Genomic DNA, 18,612 nt, shown 5'->3' on the forward strand with positions numbered 1-18,612 from the left:
CCGGACGGCGCGGACACGGACGGCGGCCACGCCCCGGTCCGGCAGACACACTGTTCCAACGAGAAAATGGTGATCGGCTGATGAGCAAGGAGTCGCGGCGCGCCAACCGCGAGCGCCTCAGGCAGGAGCGCATCAAGGAGCAGAAGCGGGCCAAACGCAACAGACTCCTGGCCGCCATCGGCGCCGCGGTTGCCGTGGTCGCCCTCGTCGTGGGCGGCGGCTACCTGATCATGCAGGCGTCGAACGGAACCTCCGCGGAGGAGTACCAGGGGGACCTCGCCCCCCAGACCCTCCAGGAGGACGGCAGCGTCGTCATGGCCCGCGAGGGGGTCCAGGCGCCCGTCGTGGAGGTCTACGCCGACTACCAGTGCTCCCACTGCGCCCGGTTCGAGAAGATCAACGGCACCAACCTCAAGGAGCTGGCGGCCAACGGGGAGGCCATCGTCCACTTCCGCCCCGTGAGCATCTTCGCCGACGCGGGCGCCCCCGCGGGCGCCAACTCGCTGCGCGGCGCGGCCGCGGCACGGGCCGCCGCCGACTACGGCAAGTTCGTCGAGTACAACGACATCCTCTTCGACAACCAGCCCGGCGGGAACCAGGAGGGCTACGCGGTCGAGGACCTCGTCGCGTGGGGCGAGGAGGTCGGCATCACCGACCCCGCCTTCGCCGAGCGGGTACGCTCCGAGAACGAGGTCGTGGAGGAGTTCGTCGAGAACTACTACCCTGAACTCTCGACCAAGGCGCGGGCCGAGATCCCCGAGGACCGGCTCCGGACCATGCGGCTGGGCGATCTGATCGACTGGGGAGAGGACAACGGCGTGGACTCCTCCTTCATGGACGGCAGCTACGTCCGCCAGGTCCTCGACGCCACCGCCGCGGTCAACGCCAAGTACCCCGAGGGAAGGAACGCCTTCGGAGGGACCCCGTCCGTCTACATCAACGGTGAACTCCTGGGCAACGAGACCTACTCCGCGACCGACTTCCCCGAAGCGGTCCGGGCCGCCTCCCCCGGCACGGTCGACACCCGTCCGGCGGCCGGGGACGGCTCCGCGGAGCCCTCGGCTTCGCCGTCCGCCTCCCCTCCCGTCTAAGGAAAACCCGGAGTTATGACGAGTCCGTCAAGCATCACCGCGGGCGCGGCCGACCTCGGCCGCGCCCTCGCGGCTATTCCCAGCCCTGGCATGAACGCCATCGAACTGGGCCCGCTGAGGATCCACTTCTACGCGCTGTGCATCCTCGCCGGGGTCGTCGTCGCGGTCTACTGGAGCGAGCGCCGCTGGGCGGCCATGGGCGGCCGTCCCGGCACGATCATGGACCTGGCGGTTCCGGCGGTGCTCCTCGGACTCGTCGGCGCGCGCCTCTACCACGTCGTCACCGACTACCAGTTGTACTTCGGCCCCGGTAAGGACCCGATGGGCGCCCTGTACATCTGGAACGGCGGCCTGGGCGTCTGGGGCGCGATCCCGCTGGGCGCGGTGGGCGTGTGGTGGGCGGCGCGGCGGCGCGGCCTGTCGCTGTCGCAGTTGTCGTTCGCGATCGCGCCGACCCTCCCGCTCGCCCAGGGCATCGGACGCTGGGGCAACTACTTCAACCAGGAGCTGTTCGGCGGCCCCACCGACCTGCCGTGGGCGCTGCGCGTGACGCCCTACGAGACGGGTGAACTGCGTCACGGAATGGTGCCCGGCGTCGAGACCTACCACCCGACGTTCCTCTACGAGTTCCTGTGGTGCGTGGGCCTGTCCGTCGTGCTCGCCTGGCTGGGGCGGCGCTACGGCGACGCGCTGCGCGGCGGACGGCTGTTCGCGCTCTACGTCATGGGCTACTGTGTGGGACGGTTCTGGATCGAGTACATGCGGGTCGATCCCGCCCACGAGATCCTCGGTCTGCGGCTCAACAACTGGACCTCCCTGCTGGTCTTCCTCGGCGCGCTCGGCTACTTCGTGTGGGCCGGGCGGCGGCTCGACTCGTTCTCCTCGCGGGTGCTGCCCGAGGGCGAGGACGAGGGCACCCAGATGATCGCGGTCGAGCCGGACGAGGAGAGCACGGACAGCGTTCTCGACGACGAGGAGCCGCCGGAGGAGGCGGCCGTACGGTCCGGCTCCCGGGCGCAGACGCAGGACGACGAGGCCTCGACCGAGGCCCCGACCGAGCTCCCGGACCGGGACGACGGAACACGGGACTGACAGACAAGGCCCTCCCCCTCGCGGCGGCGCCGCGAGGGGCCCGCACCCCTTGGACGAGTACGTGAAGCTGCACAACGCCGACTCCACCGGCCACCGGAGCCGTTCGGCACCGGAGCGTCGGAGCCGGAGCGGAGCCGAACACCGGCAGGACGACTACGACGAGTATCCCGACACCGCACAGAGGTCCGCCGGGTCGCGCAGAGAGGCCCGCAGGGGCCGCCGCTCCACCGGGCGGATCAAGCAGGACGCCTCGCGCGGAGGCCGCAGGGCCGCCAGGGCCGCCTCCCGCGGCACGGCCCCGGCACGTTCCGCGAAGTCCTCCGACGGCCCCCGCCGTGCCGCCCGCACCCGCAAGCCCCGGGCCATCGACCAGGTCTCCCGGTTCTCCGCGTCGGCGCTGCGCCGGGTCACCGTGCTGGGCGACCGCCCCGAGCAGGTCGTCTACACCCTCGCCGAGCAGAGCCGGCAGAAGCACGGCACCTACGTGCTGATCGCGCTGCTGGTCATGGCGGTCGTCTCGCTGCTGGCGCTGCTGGCCGCGCTCGTCTTCCAGGTGCTCAACCCGCAGGCGGCGACCAACCGGACCCCCGCCCCCATCGTCGAGCCGCCCGCCGGGCACAGCACCCTGCGCCCGGAGCTGTTCCACGCCCAGGACCAGCAGGACATCTTCGATCCCATCGCCGAGCGCCCCGCCGACGCCGAGCCCCTCACCGAGGAGGAGATCTTCGGGTCGGTCAAGGAGCTGTCCCTCAACGGCATGGAACTGACCCTGCGCGACTCCGAGGTCACCGACGCCTGCACCGCGCTGGTGTGGGGCGAGGAGCTCGCCCAGACCCTGTCCACCGGCTCCTGCACCTCCGCGGCCCGCGGCGTCTACCAGGACACCGACCGGGAGTACGTGGCGCAGTTCACGCTGTTCGACCTGGCCGACGCCGAAGCCGCGAGCGCCACCCTGGAGAGCCTGGAGTCCCAGCGCAGCCCCGGCTTCATCCTGCCCATGGCGGAGGACATCAAGGGCCTGCACACCGGGTACAGCCAGGCCACCGCCCAGGCCATGGGCCACTACCTCGCGGTGTTCTGGGTGGCCCGGGCCGACGGCGCCGAACCCTCCGGCGACGACTCCATGGCCACCCTCAACGTCGCCGCGATGGACGCCGCCCTCGTCGTCTACGAACAGGTCCGCGACGCCAAAGACCAGAAGGACTGACTCCGGCGGCTCTGCGGTTCCCCGGCGGGCCGCCGGGGAGTCCTCTATCCTTCCCTACAGCCCTCCCGAAACCATCAGCTCATCGAAGAGGTCACAGGTGTCACCTACCGAGTCGCCCGTGTCCGGCGCCCCCGGCCGACGCAGGAAGCCCCCCGCGAGCACCCCCCAGGAGCGTTCGGGGCGCAGCCGGGGGACCCGGCGCCGCAAGGGCGGACGGCGCGCGAGCCGGAGCTTCCCCCTGGTGCCGATCCTCGTCGGTGCGCTGGTCGTCGCCGTGATCGCGGTGGCCGTGGTGGTGGTCCTGCGCTTCGTGGGCACCGGCGAGCCGGAGACCGTCCAGGCCGTGCCCTCCCGCTACCAGGTCTACGAGTCCGGCCAGGCCAACGAACTCCTCGCCAACCGCGACGACGACCCCCGCCCCTTCACCGAGCAGGACTTCTTCCCCGAGGGCGACGCCGACATCAGCTCCCGGGACCTGACCTTCACCTTCCGGGGCGGCTCCGTCGACGACAACTGCGCCGAGGCGGTCTGGGGGCCCAAGGCCCTGGCCGCGGTGGAGAGCGCCGACTGCTCGCAGGTGGTGCGCGCCGGCTACGTCTCCGACGACTACATCGGCGTGGCCGCGGTCTTCAAACTCCGCGACATCGAGGCGTCGCGGACCCTCGCCGAGGCCCTGGCCCCCGCCGAGGAGGAGACCGCCGAGGAGGGCGGCTTCCTGCTGCCGCCCGTCACGGAGGAGCCCTTCGACCTGCTCGGCAGCGGGTACAGCTCGGCCGAGGCCACCGTCAACGGCCACTACCTGCTGGTGCTGTGGGTGCAGTCCAAGAGCTCCACCTCCACCGAGGAGACCGAGGTCCTACAGCAGCCGCTGGTCACGCTGAGCCGCTTCGACATGCCGATCTACCAGCGGATCAACGAGCGCAAGAACTTCCTGGAGGCCAACGGGGTCGACACCGGGGACCAGGAGGCCCCGGCGGGAGACGGCACGGGCACCGGCACCGAGGGCATCGGGACCGAGGGCACGGGCATCGGGACCGAGGGGACCGGCACCGAGGGCGCGGGAACCGGCACCGAGGGCACGGGCCTCTCCCAGGGAACCGGATGACCCGCCTCCCATGACCGACCGCACCGCACCGCACGCCCCGCTCGCCGAGCGGGGCGTGCACGCCGTACGCGGCCAGCTCGTCCTGGGTGCCCTCGCCGACGGGCGCTGGTGGACCGCCCGCGACCTGGTGCGCGCCACCGCGGTGGCGCACCGGGTGGTCGCCGACACCCTCGCCGCCGTCGAGACCGAACTGGACCGCGACGGCGACCGAGTCCGCCTGCGCGACCCGGACCGGTACGCGCCCCTCGCCGCGCGCCCCCGCCTGGCCGACCCGGTCGGCCACCTCGTCGCCGCCCACGCCGACGTCGAGGCCGAACTGCGCACGCTGGTCGCCGAGGCGCCCCCGCCCCGCGCGGACCTGGACCACGTGTCCGCCACCGCACGCACCGCACTGCGCCGCGCCCTGCTCCTCACCACCTGCTTCGCCACCGGCGGCGCCCGCCTGCTGTGCGTGGGCGACCACGACCTCACCTCCCTCGCGCTGACCCTGGTGGACCCCGACGCCGCCGCCACCGTGGTGGACATCGACGAGCGCATGCTCGACTACATCGACACCGCCGCGGCCCGGCTCGGCTGCCGGGTCCGCTGCTACTTCGCCGACCTGCGGTTCGGACTGCCCCCGGCGGTGCGCGGCAGCGCCGACCTCGTCTTCACCGACCCGCCCTACACCCCCGAGGGCGTGGAGCTGTTCGTCCGCCGCGGGCTGGAGGGCAGCGCCGACCCCGCCGCCACGCGCGTCCTCCTCGCCTACGGCGCCAGCGAGACCACCCCGGCCCTGGCCGCCCGCGTCCAGCAGCGCCTCACCCGCCTCCACCTCGCCATCGAGGCCCTCTGGCCGGACTTCAACCGCTACCTGGGCGCCGAGGCCATCGGCGCCGCCAGCGACCTGTACCTGCTGCGCGCCACCGCGCGCACCCCCGTGGGACGCGCCGCCGAGTCGGCCGCGCGCATCTACAGCCAGGGCGCCAACGCCCGCGAGTCCGCCGCGGCCCTCACCGCAGCGACCGCGCCCCGCGCCTGGGGCGGCACGCCCCCCGAGGTCTGCGTCGGGGACTGGCCCGAGCCCCTGCCGGAAGGGGTGCGCCGGGTCGGCCTGGACGCCTGGCTGGCCGCCCCGCCGACCGCCCGCAGCGCCGCCGTGAACCTGACCGGCGGCGCCGAGGCGCTCACCGAACGGGTGATCCTCGCCGCACCAGCCGCCGACCTGCACGTCGTGGTGGCCTCGCACGCCCCCCAGGTCCGCGACGCCGCCGGACAGCAGGGGCTGCGCCGGGTCGTCGGTCCCGACCGCCCCCTGCGCTTCCTGCGCGGTGTGCCCGACGCACGCCACACCGTCGTCCGGGTGGGCGCGGCGGCACCCCCCGACGACACCGCCGACCCCGCCGTCTGGCTCGCCCGCCGCCTGCGGCAGCGCGCCCACGGATCGGTCGCCTCGGTCCTGCGCGAGGGGCTGGTGCGGGTCGCCGCCCGCACCGGACGGCCCGTGAACAAGAAGTGGGCCCGCACCCGCGTGGCCGAGGCCCTGCCCTGGCTGGCCGGGCACACCCTGCTGGACCTGCCGCTGCACCGGTTCGCCGCACTCGACGACGCGCTGCACCGGCTCGCCGGCCAACTGCCCTGACCCCGGACGCCCGCCGGGGGCAACCACCGGGGCCGACCGGTCGAGGACGTGTTACAGGCATGTAAGCTGACTCCGGTCGCCGCACGAGCCTTCCCACCGGGAGGTTTCACGGTGCCATCCGCGGGATACACAACCGAAAAGCCGCAGCAACCCGCGCGGCATCGCACACACCCACCCCCCAACCAGGGGATCCCGCGGACGGCCGGCACCGTACCGCGGTGACAGGTGGTCTAGACCTCAAGCTACAGTGGGGGCAGACCACCGAGAAAAGTGAGTCACCGGCGGGTGGCGCACTGTCCGGACGAGCACCGACGGTCACGATGGAGTGTCCCGCGGACCGATCGATCCAATCCGCGTGAATCGGGTGCGGACAGTACGGCACACGCTGACGCAGCAGGGCCAACGTCGTCCCACTGCGCTTTTCGAAAGCACAGAGGAAGAGACGACAGGAGGGTAGATGCCTGCTGGCCAGGTGCGGCGTTCGACGGTCCGACCGAACGCGAAGACCACTTCCGAGGGCCTGTACGACAGCTCCTACGAACACGACTCCTGCGGCGTCGGTTTCGTTGCCGACCTTTCCGGTCGTCGCAGCCACGACATCATCGAGAAGGCGCTCACCGTGCTGCGCAACCTCGACCACCGTGGCGCTTCCGGAGCCGACCCCGACGACGGCGACGGCGTGGGGATCCTCACCCAGATCCCCGACCAGCTCTACCGCGAGACCTGCGGATTCGACCTGCCGGAGGCGGGCGCCTACGCCGTGGGGATCGGGTTCCTGCCCACCGAGGCCGCGGCCCGCCAGGAAGCCGTCGCCGCCATCGGCCGCATCGCCGAGGAGGAGAACCTCACCGTCCTGGGCTGGCGCGACCTGCCCCACGACCCCCGCCACTGCGGCCCCGTCGCCCGCGAGAACATGCCGTTCTTCAAGCAGCTGTTCCTCGCCGGCCGCCCCGGCACCCCCACCGAGAACCTGACCGGCATCGAGCTGGAGCGCCACGCCTACTGCCTGCGCAAGCGCGTCGAACACGAGGTCGGCGTCTACTTCGCCAGCCTGTCGCCGCGCACCATCACCTACAAGGGCATGCTGACCACGCCCCAGCTGGAGCCGTTCTTCCCGGACCTGTCCGACCCCCGCTACGCCTCCGGGCTGGCGCTGGTCCACTCGCGGTTCTCCACCAACACCTTCCCGTCGTGGCCGCTCGCGCACCCCTTCCGCTACATCGCCCACAACGGCGAGATCAACACCGTCAAGGGCAACCGCAACTGGATGCGCGCCCGCGAGGCCACCCTCGCCAGTGACCTCCTCCCCGGCGACCTGTCCCGGATCTTCCCCGTCGTCGACGCCGAGGACTCCGACACCGCCTCCTTCGACGCCGCCCTGGAACTGCTGCACCTGGGCGGACGCTCGCTGCCGCACGCGGTGCTCATGATGATCCCCGAGCCGTGGGAGAACCACACCGAGATGGACCCGGCGGTGCGGGCCTTCTACGAGTTCCACTCCATGCTCATGGAGCCCTGGGACGGCCCCGCCTCCGTCACCTTCACCGACGGCACCCTCATCGGCGCGGTCCTCGACCGCAACGGCCTGCGCCCCGGCCGCTACTGGGTCACCGACGACGGCCTCGTCGTCATGGCCAGCGAGGTCGGCGTCCTCGACATCGACCCCAAGCGCGTCGTCCGCAAGGGCCGCTTGCAGCCCGGCCGCATCTTCGTCGTCGACACCGCCCGCGGCCGCATCCTCGAGGACGAGGAGGTCAAGGCCGAGCTCGCCGCCGAGCACCCCTACGCCGAGTGGCTCGCCGACAACGTCGTGCGCCTGGCGGAGCTGCCCGAGGCCGAGGCCGCCCCCGTCGACGACATCGTCCACCACCAGCGGGTCTTCGGCTACACCGAGGAGGAGCTGCGCGTCCTGCTCACCCCCATGGCGCGCACCGGGGCCGAGGCCATCGGCTCCATGGGCACCGACACGCCCGTCGCCGTGCTGTCCAGCCGCCCCCGCCAGCTCTTCGACTACTTCTCGCAGAACTTCGCGCAGGTCACCAACCCGCCGCTGGACGCCATCCGCGAGGAGCTGGTCACCAGCCTCAGGACGGCCCTGGGCGCCGAGGAGAACGTCCTGTCTCCCGACCCCGAGGACTGCCGCCGCATCGTGCTGGACACCCCGATCATCCAGGAGGCGGAACTCGCCGCCATCGTCCGCGCCGGCGGACCCGACGGTGACCCCGCCTTCCGCGTCCACACCGTCCGGGGCGTCTACCCCGCCGCGGGCGGCGGCACGGCCCTCACCGCACGCCTCGACGAGATCTGCGCCGAGGTGTCGCAGGCCATCGCCGAGGGCGCGCACATCGTCGTCCTCAGCGACCGCGGGGCCGACGCCGACCACGCCCCCATCCCGTCGCTGCTGCTCACCGGCACCGTCCACCACCACCTGGTCCGCGAGAAGACCCGCACCGAGGTGGGCCTCGTGGTCGAGGCCGGCGACGTCCGCGAGTGCCACCACGTCGCCCTGCTGCTGGGCTACGGCGCGTCCGCGGTCAACCCCTACCTCGCCCTGTCCACCGTCCGCGACCTGGCCGCGCGCGGCGTCATCAGCGGCGTCGACCCCGACACCGCCGCCCGCAACACCGTCAAGGCGTTCGGCAAGGGCCTGCTGAAGATCATGTCCAAGATGGGCGTGTCCACGGTCAGCTCCTACACCGGCGCCCAGATCTTCGAGGCCCTCGGCCTCGGCCAGGAGGTCATCGACCGGGCCTTCGTCGGCACCACCTCCCGCCTGGGCGGCATCGGCTTCGACGTCCTCGCCGAGGAGGTCCGCGCCCGCCACGCCGCCGCCTACGCGCCCAACGCCGCCGCCCACCGCCGGCTGCCCGTCGGCGGCGAGTACCAGTGGCGCCGCGAGGGCGAGCCGCACCTGTTCAACCCGGAGACCGTCTTCAAGCTCCAGCACGCCACGCGGACCCGGCGCTACGAGATCTTCAAGGAGTACACCTCCAAGGTCGACGAGCAGGCCGAGACCCTCATGACCCTGCGCGGCCTGTTCAAGTTCAAGGAGGGCGTGCGCGAGCCCGTGCCGATCGACGAGGTCGAGCCGGTCTCGGAGATCGTCAAGCGCTTCTCCACCGGCGCCATGTCCTACGGCTCCATCTCCGCGGAGGCCCACGAGACCCTCGCCATCGCCATGAACCGGCTCGGCGCCAAGTCCAACACCGGCGAGGGCGGCGAGGACCCGCGCCGCTACGTCCCCGACGCCAACGGGGACCTGCGGCGCAGCGCCATCAAGCAGGTCGCCTCCGGCCGCTTCGGCGTCACCTCGCACTACCTGACCAACGCCGACGACATCCAGATCAAGATGGCCCAGGGTGCCAAGCCCGGCGAGGGCGGCCAGTTGCCCGGCCACAAGGTCTACCCGTGGGTCGCCGACACCCGGCACTCCACCCCCGGCGTCGGCCTGATCTCCCCGCCGCCGCACCACGACATCTACTCCATCGAGGACCTCGCCCAGCTCATCCACGACCTGAAGAACGCCAACCCCTCGGCGCGCATCCACGTCAAGCTGGTCTCCGAGGCCGGAGTGGGCACCGTGGCCGCGGGCGTGTCCAAGGCCCACGCCGACGTGGTCCTCATCTCCGGGCACGACGGCGGCACCGGGGCCTCCCCGCTCACCTCCATCAAGCACGCGGGCACCCCCTGGGAGCTCGGCCTGGCCGAGACCCAGCAGACCCTGCTGCGCAACGGGCTGCGCGACCGCATCGTCGTGCAGGTCGACGGGCAGCTCAAGACCGGCCGCGACGTCGTCGTCGCCGCCCTGCTGGGCGCCGAGGAGTTCGGCTTCGCCACCGCGCCGCTCGTGGTATCCGGCTGCGTCATGATGCGCGTGTGCCACCTGGACACCTGCCCGGTGGGCGTGGCCACCCAGAACCCCGAGCTGCGCAAGCGCTTCAGCGGCAAGCCCGAGTTCGTGGTGAACTTCTTCGAGTTCATCGCCCAGGAGGTCCGCGAGTACCTGGCCGCCCTGGGCTTCCGCAGCCTCGACGAGGCGATCGGCGCCGTCGAGATGCTCGACACCCGCGACGCCGTCGACCACTGGAAGGCCGCCGGACTCGACCTGTCCCCGATCCTGCACCAGGTGGAGCCGTGGGAGGGCGACCACCGCCGCCAGGTCCGCGCCCAGGACCACGGCCTGGACAAGGCCCTCGACCTCACCCTCGTCCAGTTGTCCGAGGGCGCCCTGGAGTACGGCACCCCGCTCAAGCTGGACCTGCCGGTCCGCAACGTCAACCGCACCGTCGGCACCATGCTCGGCCACGAGGTCACCAAGCGCTACGGCGCCGAGGGGCTGCCCGACGACACCATCGACATCACCTTCACCGGCTCGGCGGGACAGTCCTTCGGGGCGTTCCTGCCCCGCGGCATCACCCTGCGCCTGGTCGGCGACGCCAACGACTACGTCGGCAAGGGCCTGTCCGGCGGACGCATCGTCGTGCGCCCCGCCGACGGGGTCCAGTTCGTCCCCGAGGAGAACATCATCGCCGGCAACGTCATCGCCTACGGCGCGACCTCCGGCGAGCTGTTCCTGCGCGGCGTCGTCGGCGAGCGGTTCTGCGTCCGCAACTCCGGTGCGCTGGCCGTCGTCGAGGGCGTGGGCGACCACGGCTGCGAGTACATGACCGGCGGGCGCGCCGTCATCCTGGGACGCACCGGACGCAACTTCGCGGCCGGCATGTCCGGCGGCATCGCCTACGTCCTCGACCTGGACGAGCGGCGCGTCAACACCGAGATGGTCGACATCGACCCGCTCGACGACACCGACCGCGCCTTCCTGGAGGACGTGCTGACCCGCCACCACGCCGAGACCGGCTCCACCGTGGCCCAGCGCATCCTCGCCGACTTCGACATCGCCGTCGAACGCTTCGCCAAGATCATGCCGCGCGACTACAAGCGCGTCCTGAACGCCCGAGCCGAGGCCGAACGCGAGGGACGAGACGTGGCCGAGGCCATCATGGCCGCTGCCCGGTCCTGACACCAGCAACGAGAAAGGAGGGACAGAGATCCATGGCCGACCCCAAGGGCTTCCTCAAGATCACGGACCGGGAGCTGCCCCGGCACCGCCCGGTGGAGATCCGCATCCAGGACTGGCGCGAGGTCTACGAGGACTTCGACCGCGGCACCCTCATCAAGCAGGCGTCGCGCTGCATGGACTGCGGCATCCCGTTCTGCCACAACGGCTGCCCGCTGGGCAACCTCATCCCCGAGTGGAACGACCTGGTCTACCGGCACGACTGGCGTGAGGCGATCGAGCGGCTGCACGCCACCAACAACTTCCCCGAGTTCACCGGACGCCTGTGCCCCGCCCCGTGCGAGTCCGCGTGCGTCCTGGGCATCAACCAGCCCGCCGTCACCATCAAGAACGTCGAGGTCTCCATCATCGACCGCGCCTGGGAGGAGGGCTGGGTGCGGCCCCAGCCGCCCGCGGTGCGCACCGGCAAGAAGGTCGCCGTGGTCGGCTCCGGCCCCGCCGGACTGGCCGCCGCCCAGCAGCTCACCCGCGCCGGGCACACGGTGACCGTCTACGAGCGCGCCGACCGCATCGGCGGCCTGCTGCGCTACGGCATCCCCGAGTTCAAGATGGAGAAGCGGCACCTCGACCGGCGCCTCGCCCAGATGCGCGCCGAGGGCACCGAGTTCCGCACCGGCGTCAACGTCGGCGTGGACCTCAGCGTCGAGCAGCTCCGCGCCGAACACGACGCCGTCGTCCTCGCCGGCGGCGCCACCGCCTGGCGCGACCTGCCCATCAAGGGCCGCGAGCTCAACGGCGTCCACCAGGCCATGGAGTACCTGCCGCAGGCCAACCGGGTGCAGGAGGGCGACTACGACACCCCGCCGATCAACGCCCGGGGCAAGCACGTCGTCGTCATCGGCGGCGGCGACACCGGGGCCGACTGCGTCGGCACCGCCCACCGCCAGGGCGCGGCCTCCGTCACCCAACTGGAGATCATGCCCAAGCCGCCCACCACGCGGCCCGCCCACCAGCCGTGGCCGACCATGCCGATGCTGTACAAGGTCACCAGCGCCCACGAGGAGGGCGGCAAGCGCCTGTACTCGGTCAACACCCTGGAGTTCCTCGGCGACGACGAGGGCAACGTGCGCGCCCTCAAGCTCGTCGAGGTCAACCGCACCGACAAGGGCTTCGAACCGGTGCCCGGCACCGAGCGGGAGCTGCCCGCCCAGCTCGTCACCCTCGCCCTGGGCTTCCTCGGCCCGCAGCGGGAGGGCATGCTGGAGCAGCTCGGCGTGGAGCTCGACGCGCGCGGCAACGTCAAGCGCGACGCCGACTACGCCACCAGCGTCGAGGGCGTCTTCTGCGCCGGGGACATGGGCCGCGGCCAGTCCCTCATCGTGTGGGCCATCGCCGAGGGCCGCAGCGCCGCCGCCGCGGTCGACGCCTACCTGACGGGCAGCACCAACCTGCCCACCGCCATCCCGCCGACCGCGCGGCCGCTGACCGTCTGAGCCGGCGCGGCGCGCAGCGACACGGAGCCGGAGGCCGCCCGGGCGGCCCCCGGCTCCCCGGCGTTCCCCGCGCCGGGCCGGCCGTCCGGCCCGGCGCGGGGAACGCACTGCCGGCCCGCCGCGGCCCGGGCAGCCCGCAGCAGACTCCCCGAGCTGCACCGACGCGACGGTCCGCGTCTCCCGTCCAGGTTTGAACCCCTGCCCCGGCGGCACCAAGTCCACCATGGACACCTCATGGGACACGCTCCACGCCGCCGAACACTTCGTCGCCCGCAACGCCCGGCTCCTGGACCGCTACCGCTACGCCCACCACTTCCAGAGCGAGCCGCCCCACGCCGCCCGCGCCGTCCTCGACGCCCACCGCAACGTCGACGGCGGGTACGGCAACGCCCTCGACCCGGAGCTGCGCGGCCACGGCAGCCAACCGCTCGCCACCGCGCTGGCCCTGCGCCTCCTCGACGAACTCGGCGCCCTGCCCGCCGACACCGCCCGGGCCGCCTGCCGCTACCTCACCAGCGTCACCCGGCCCGACGGGGGAGTCCCACCCGTCCTGCCCGCCGTGCGCCACACCGAGGCCGCGCCCTGGTGGCGCGAGCACCGCGACTTCGCCAGTGCGCTCAACCCCACCGCGACCATCGCGGGCCTGCTCCACAAGCACCGCGTCACCGACCCCTGGCGGGACCGCGCCTCGGCCTTCTGCTGGAGCCGCATCTCCGCGCTGAACTGGACCGACCCCGAGGAGGCCGACGCGGTCTGCACCTTCCTCCAGTACGCCCCCGACCAGGAGCGCGCCCGCGCCGAACTCGCCCGCCTCGCCCCGATGATCCGCGCCGTCGTGCCGCTCGACCCCGCCGCCCAGGGGCGGGCGCACACCCCGCTCGACCTCGCCCGCCGCCCCGACGACCTGGCCCGCACCCTCTTCACCGACGCCGAGATCGACGCCCACCTCGACGCGCTCCAGGCGGCCCAGCAGCCCGACGGCGGCTGGCCGCTGCGGCGGCCCTGGGCCGCCGGCCCCGACGCCGAACGGCGCGGCGCCCTCACCGTGTCCCGCCTGCTCACCCTGCGCGCCTACGGCCGCCTCCCGCAGCCCGCCCCCCGCATGCTGTCCCGGTCCGCCCCCACGGCCGGCGCATGAACGCCCCATGCCTGGGCAGGGGGCCACCGAAGCGCACCGCCCGACGGGAGGAGCATCCCATGTCCGGCACACTCGACGGAGTCACCGTCGCCGTGCTCGTCGCCCCCGAAGGAGCCGAGCAGGTCGAACTCACCTCTCCCTGGGAGGCCGTCCGCGAGGCGGGCGGACACCCCCGCCTGGTCTCCACCACCGGCGGGCGCGTCCAGGCGTTCCACCACCTCGACCGGGCCGACACCTTCGCGGTGGACGCGACCGTCGACCGGGTCGGCGCCCGCGACTTCGACGCGCTGCTGCTGCCCGGAGGGGTGGCCAACCCCGACTACCTGCGCACCCACGAGCGCGCCGTCGCCTTCGTCCGCGAGTTCTTCGACACCGGGCGCCCCGTCGCCGCGATCTGCCACGCCGCCTGGGTCCTCGTCGAGGCCGACGTCGTCCGCGGCCGGACCCTCACCTCCTACCCCAGCCTGCGCACCGACCTCACCAACGCCGGAGCCGTCTGGGTGGACCGGCCGGTCGTCGTCTCCGCCGACGGCCCCAACGCACTGGTCACCAGCCGCGGCCCCAAAGACCTGCCGGTTTTCAACAAGGCTCTGGTCAGCGCGTTCGCCGCCACGACGGTCTCGTGACGCCTACTTGCAACCTGGTTTAGACCAATCGGCCCCAGAAAAGCTCTAAAGTGTTACACGTGACACGTCGAGCAAAGATCGTCGCGACCCTTGGACCGGCCACTTCGAGCCCGGAAACCCTCCGCAGGCTCGTCGACGCCGGTCTGGACGTAGCGCGACTCAACCTCAGCCACGGTACCCACGCCGACCACAGCGCCAACTATGCCAACGTCCGCGCCGCCGCCGAGGCCAGCGGACGCAGCGTCGGCATCCTCGCCGACCTCCAGGGACCCAAGATCCGCCTCGGCACCTTCGCCGACGGCCCCGTCACCCTCAACCCCGGCGACGAGTTCACCATCACGGTCGACGACGTCCCCGGCGACCGCCACCGGGTCTCCACCACCTACAAGGGACTCCCCGGCGACGTCCGTCCCGGCGACCGCGTCCTCATCGACGACGGCCGCGTCGTCCTCGAGTGCGTCAAGAGCTCCAGCACCGACGTCCACACCCGGGTCATCATCGGCGGCCAGGTCTCCGACCACAAGGGCCTCAACCTCCCCGGCGTCGCCGTCGCCGTCCCCGCCCTGACCGAGAAGGACGAACGCGACCTGCGCTGGGCCCTCGAACAGGGCGTCGACCTGGTCGCGCTCTCCTTCGTGCGCAGCCCCGCCGACGCCGAGGACGTCCACCGGGTCATGGACGAGGTGGGCGTGCGCGTCCCGCTCATCGCCAAGATCGAGAAACCCCAGGCGGTGGAGCGCCTCCAGGACATCATCGAGGCGTTCGACGGCGTCATGGTCGCGCGCGGCGACCTCGGCGTCGAGCTGCCCCTGGAGAACGTTCCGATGGTGCAGAAGCGCGCCATCGAACGCTGCCGCGACAAGGCCAAGCCGGTCATCGTCGCCACCCAGATGCTGGAGTCCATGATCAACGCCCCCCGGCCCACCCGGGCCGAGGCGTCCGACGTGGCCAACGCCGTCCTCGACGGCGCCGACGCCGTGATGCTCTCCGGCGAGACCAGCGTCGGCAAGTACCCCGTGGAGACCGTGCAGACCATGGCGCGCATCATCGCCGCCGCCGAGCAGGAGTCCCTGCGCGCCTCCCACATCCTCAACCGCGTTCCCGAGACCGTGGGCGGCTCCATCGCCCGCGCCGCCGCGGAGGTGGGCGCCACCGTCGGAGCCAAGGCCCTGGTCGCCTTCACCAGCAGCGGCGAGACCGCGCGCCGCCTGGCCCGCTACCGCTCGCCCATCCCGCTGCTGGCCTTCACCACCGAGTCCTCCACCCGCGCCCAGCTCTCCCTCACCTGGGGCGTGGACACCCACCTCGTGCCGTGGGTGGACAACACCGACGACATGGTCCGCCAGGTCGAGACCGAACTGCTGGACATGGGCTACCAGAAGGGCGACAAGGTCGTCATCGTCGCCGGCAGCCCGCCCGGGACCCAGGGGTCCACCAACATGCTGCGCGTGCACCGCATGGGCGACGCCATCACCAACCGGTGACCCCGTGCCGTCGCGTCCGCTCCCCGGCGGGGTGACCACGCCGCGCCCCGTCCGGGGAGTCCGGCCCCGCCCCGGCGAGGAGGGGGCGTCTCAGGAGCGGTGCTCGCGGCCCTCGCCCCGCTCTCCCACGACCACCCGGTCCAGCGGCATGTCCCAGGGCAGCAGCCGCCACGGGCTCGTCGGATCGGTCGTCAGCAGGCCCAGCGCGGCCCACATCCGGTCGGCTCCCGCCGCGGCCGGGCCGTCCTGCTCCAGCAGGAAGCCGGCGTGGAAGGCCGCCGACAACTGGCTCCACCCGCCGAACCGGCGTTGCAGATCCGCGGCCACCCGGCGCAGCAGCCCCTGCGTCTCCACCGGGCTCAGCCAGTCCAGCGTGGCGCCGCCGCAGATCAACGGGACCAGGTACACCGCCCGCCACCACTGGTAGGCGCCCACCACCACCGAGTCGGCGGGCTCGCGGGCCCCCGCGACCTCGCGCAGCCGCGCCACCTGCTCGGCGGTGAGCACCAGCGTCTGCTCGGGCTGGCAGCCGTCGGAGCGGCGGCTGCGCGCCACCCCCGACCGCAGGTCCACGACCAGGTCGGTCTCGGGGGCGGCGTGCAGTTCCGCCCAGAGGCCCTCGATCTTCGCCAGCAGCCCTGCCCGGTCGGTGACGCCCAGCTCCCGGGCGAACGTGCGGCGGTAGCGCGACCGCAGTTGCGGACGGACCACCACGTCCCACGGCTCGGCCAGCGCCACGCGGAACGGCGCGGCCACCGCGGCCGCCCAGCGCTCGGTGCTCAACGGCGCGTCCGGATCCTTGGTCCGCAGCGCCGGGGCCTCGTAGGCGCCCACGACCAGCTCCGCGAAGGTGCCGACGAGCAGCGCCGCCGTGGGCAGCAGCGACCACCCGGGGAGGCCGGCGGCGACGAGCACCACGGTGAGCAGCGCCAGGGGGGCCATCAGCCACGGCAGGCGGCGCTTGGACGCCCAGGACACCACGGCCCACGCGCCGATCGCCAGCGCGCCCACGACCCCGGCCACCGCGGTGAACACCCGTCACTCCTCTCCTCGCCGCCGTCCGTGGCAGGACACACGGAAGAATCCAGTGCTTCCAGGATCGACGACCCCGGGCGGCGACAGGAACCAAAGCGGCATGTTGTACTCAGGTTGTGGCCGTGATGTGACCCGCTATGCCCGGAAGCGGGGAGAAGGTGCAGGTAGCGTCACTGCCCGGAGACGCAGACGGCAGGAGCCCCGGTGTTCCGCGCCGACCGCGCGACGGATTCCGGACCTCCGAAGCGGCCCGCCGGGCCGGGCCCGGCCCCGAAGGCAGGCACCGGGCCCCGCAAATCCCCGGCCCTCCGCCGCGGAAAACACGGCGGGAATCCGCGCGCCCTCCCGGTCCGCGGGGCTTTCCCCTGCGGCCGACGGGGCGGCGCGGCGCGGAGCAGAACAGGCCGCAGACCGGTTTTCCGCAATGGCGGAAGGCGGCGTCGGAACGCCGGGGAAAGCGGCGGACGCCGACCGGGGGAGCGGTACGGGAAAAAGGCGCACGGAGCCGTTTCCGGCGGACGCCTCCCGGCAATTCCCGCCCTGAGGGGAGCACCGTTGCGCGACGGTGCGGAAAAACGTCCGGAGCGGTGCCGCCGCGAGCGTCGTCGGCGGTCCGGGGCAAGGCGCGGGCCCCGGGAGGGGCAGGACGGCGCGGCACGCCCCCGGAGCCGCCGGTCCGCCGCCCGGGGCGCGGAAGGAGTGCGGGGAAAAGAGGACGGCAGACAAGAAAGCCGCCTCTGGCGGGCGGCTTTCGCGTGCGAAGGGGAAGAGTACCCCGGGTCGGATTCGAACCGACACTGTATGGATTTTGAGTCCACCATCTCTACCGATTGGATTACCGGGGCGCTGTCGAATCTGGTCGTCCTGGAGGAGCTTTTCCGGGATTCCCGCGTTCCTCCGGGGACGGTCCGGCCAGGGGCTGGCGGCCCCGGACGGTGCAGACTATCTTAGCGGATCTCTGTACCCTCTTGTCTGTGACGCAGACGCAGACGCAGAGCCGCGTGGTGATCGCGGAAGACGAGGCCCTGATCCGACTGGATCTGAAGGAGATGCTGGAGGAGGACGGCTACGAGGTCGTGGGAGAGGCCGGGGACGGGGAGGCCGCCGTCCGCCTCGCCACCGAGCTCCGCCCCGACCTCGTCATCCTCGACATCAAGATGCCCGTCCTGGACGGGCTGTCCGCCGCCGAGCGGATCGCCGCCGAGCGGATCGCGCCCGTGGTCATCCTGACCGCCTTCTCCCAGCGCGACCTGGTGGAGCGGGCCCGCGACGCCGGAGCGATGGCCTACCTGGTCAAGCCCTTCACCAAGAGCGACCTGGTGCCCGCCATCGAGATGGCGGTGAGCCGCTACGCGGAGATCACCGCCCTGGAGGCCGAGGTCAGCGGGCTCAACGAGCGCCTGGAGACCCGCAAGATCGTCGAGCGCGCCAAAGGGCTGTTGCAGAGCCGGCACGGCCTCAGCGAACCCGAGGCGTTCCGGTGGATCCAGAAGAACTCCATGGACCGCCGACTCACGATGCGCAAGGTGGCCGAGACCGTGCTGGAGACCCTCGGTGACCAGTGACCGCCCCCCGGGGGAAGCCCCCCGGTCCCCGCGGGGCTGTTGTGGGGCCGGCCGCGCCCAGCGGCCGGCCCTTCCGTGTTTCTCCTGGAAAAGCGAGTCAACGGCAGGACAGTTCCGATTGCGTCACGGTTGCGCACG

General features: G+C 72.5%; 12 protein-coding genes and 1 tRNA gene. 11 read left to right on the forward strand and 2 right to left on the reverse strand.

Going from position 1 to position 18,612, the window contains the following annotated elements; translation table 11 throughout:
* Window positions 1-80 precede the first annotated feature (80 nt).
* The 10 genes from AC529_RS13510 to pyk all read left to right on the forward strand — a co-directional run bounded on the left by AC529_RS13510 (window position 81) and on the right by pyk (window position 15,874).
* Window positions 81-1,091 (forward strand): DsbA family protein, encoded by a 1,011-nt coding sequence (locus AC529_RS13510; protein WP_068757217.1) that lies wholly within the window; start codon window positions 81-83, stop codon window positions 1,089-1,091.
* 15 nt (window positions 1,092-1,106) lie between these two features.
* Window positions 1,107-2,183 carry a prolipoprotein diacylglyceryl transferase gene (lgt, locus tag AC529_RS13515; protein WP_068757227.1) on the forward strand — a complete coding sequence of 359 codons (1,077 nt, stop codon included), beginning with the start codon at window positions 1,107-1,109 and terminating at the stop codon, window positions 2,181-2,183.
* A gap of 49 nt (window positions 2,184-2,232) precedes the next feature.
* Window positions 2,233-3,390, forward strand: a complete 1,158-nt coding sequence (locus AC529_RS13520; RefSeq protein ID WP_068757228.1) for a hypothetical protein — start codon at window positions 2,233-2,235, stop codon at window positions 3,388-3,390.
* A 118-nt stretch (window positions 3,391-3,508) separates the two neighbouring features.
* Window positions 3,509-4,495, forward strand: a complete 987-nt coding sequence (locus tag AC529_RS13525; protein ID WP_232306731.1) for a hypothetical protein — start codon at window positions 3,509-3,511, stop codon at window positions 4,493-4,495.
* 10 nt (window positions 4,496-4,505) lie between these two features.
* The gene (locus AC529_RS13530) at window positions 4,506-6,116 is read left to right on the forward strand and encodes a bis-aminopropyl spermidine synthase family protein (RefSeq protein WP_068757229.1); all 1,611 of its coding nucleotides are present in this window, start codon (window positions 4,506-4,508) and stop codon (window positions 6,114-6,116) included.
* Between the two features lie 457 nt (window positions 6,117-6,573).
* The gene (gltB, locus tag AC529_RS13535; protein ID WP_068757230.1) at window positions 6,574-11,136 is read left to right on the forward strand and encodes a glutamate synthase large subunit; all 4,563 of its coding nucleotides are present in this window, start codon (window positions 6,574-6,576) and stop codon (window positions 11,134-11,136) included.
* Window positions 11,137-11,168: 32 nt separating this feature from the next.
* Window positions 11,169-12,626 carry a glutamate synthase subunit beta gene (locus AC529_RS13540; RefSeq protein ID WP_068757232.1) on the forward strand — a complete coding sequence of 486 codons (1,458 nt, stop codon included), beginning with the start codon at window positions 11,169-11,171 and terminating at the stop codon, window positions 12,624-12,626.
* 223 nt (window positions 12,627-12,849) lie between these two features.
* On the forward strand, window positions 12,850-13,764 hold the full coding sequence (locus AC529_RS13545) for a prenyltransferase (protein ID WP_068757606.1): 915 nt from the start codon (window positions 12,850-12,852) through the stop codon (window positions 13,762-13,764).
* 59 nt (window positions 13,765-13,823) lie between these two features.
* A complete protein-coding gene (locus AC529_RS13550) occupies window positions 13,824-14,390 on the forward strand; it encodes a type 1 glutamine amidotransferase domain-containing protein (RefSeq protein WP_068757234.1) in 567 nt (188 codons plus the stop codon).
* 59 nt (window positions 14,391-14,449) lie between these two features.
* A complete protein-coding gene (gene pyk / locus AC529_RS13555) occupies window positions 14,450-15,874 on the forward strand; it encodes a pyruvate kinase (protein WP_068757235.1) in 1,425 nt (474 codons plus the stop codon).
* Between the two features lie 90 nt (window positions 15,875-15,964).
* On the opposite strand, the gene AC529_RS13560 is transcribed toward pyk, so the two are convergent.
* Together AC529_RS13560 and AC529_RS13565 are read right to left on the reverse strand one after the other, a co-directional pair.
* Window positions 15,965-16,909: a DUF1266 domain-containing protein gene (locus AC529_RS13560; RefSeq protein ID WP_068757240.1), complete on the reverse strand. Its 945-nt coding sequence runs from the start codon at window positions 16,907-16,909 to the stop codon at window positions 15,965-15,967.
* 771 nt (window positions 16,910-17,680) lie between these two features.
* Window positions 17,681-17,754 (reverse strand) — tRNA-Leu (locus AC529_RS13565).
* A gap of 156 nt (window positions 17,755-17,910) precedes the next feature.
* On the opposite strand from AC529_RS13565, the gene AC529_RS13570 reads away from it, so the two are divergent.
* A complete protein-coding gene (locus AC529_RS13570; RefSeq protein ID WP_068757241.1) occupies window positions 17,911-18,474 on the forward strand; it encodes an ANTAR domain-containing response regulator in 564 nt (187 codons plus the stop codon).
* The last annotated feature ends 138 nt before the right edge of the window (window positions 18,475-18,612 follow it).

Source organism: Thermobifida cellulosilytica TB100, assembly GCF_001517975.1.
In the GTDB taxonomy this organism is placed as follows: Bacteria; Actinomycetota; Actinomycetes; order Streptosporangiales; family Streptosporangiaceae; genus Thermobifida; species Thermobifida cellulosilytica.

Excerpts from the sequence above, each read along its gene's own strand:
- AC529_RS13540 (WP_068757232.1), top strand. The coding sequence starts at position 11,169 with ATGGCCGACCCCAAGGGCTTCCTCAAGATCACGGACCGGGAGCTGCCC.
- AC529_RS13530 (WP_068757229.1), top strand. The coding sequence starts at position 4,506 with ATGACCGACCGCACCGCACCGCACGCCCCGCTCGCCGAGCGGGGCGTG.
- gltB (WP_068757230.1), top strand. The coding sequence starts at position 6,574 with ATGCCTGCTGGCCAGGTGCGGCGTTCGACGGTCCGACCGAACGCGAAG.
- AC529_RS13510 (WP_068757217.1), top strand. The coding sequence starts at position 81 with ATGAGCAAGGAGTCGCGGCGCGCCAACCGCGAGCGCCTCAGGCAGGAG.
- AC529_RS13545 (WP_068757606.1), top strand. The coding sequence starts at position 12,850 with ATGGACACCTCATGGGACACGCTCCACGCCGCCGAACACTTCGTCGCC.
- lgt (WP_068757227.1), top strand. The coding sequence starts at position 1,107 with ATGACGAGTCCGTCAAGCATCACCGCGGGCGCGGCCGACCTCGGCCGC.
- AC529_RS13550 (WP_068757234.1), top strand. The coding sequence starts at position 13,824 with ATGTCCGGCACACTCGACGGAGTCACCGTCGCCGTGCTCGTCGCCCCC.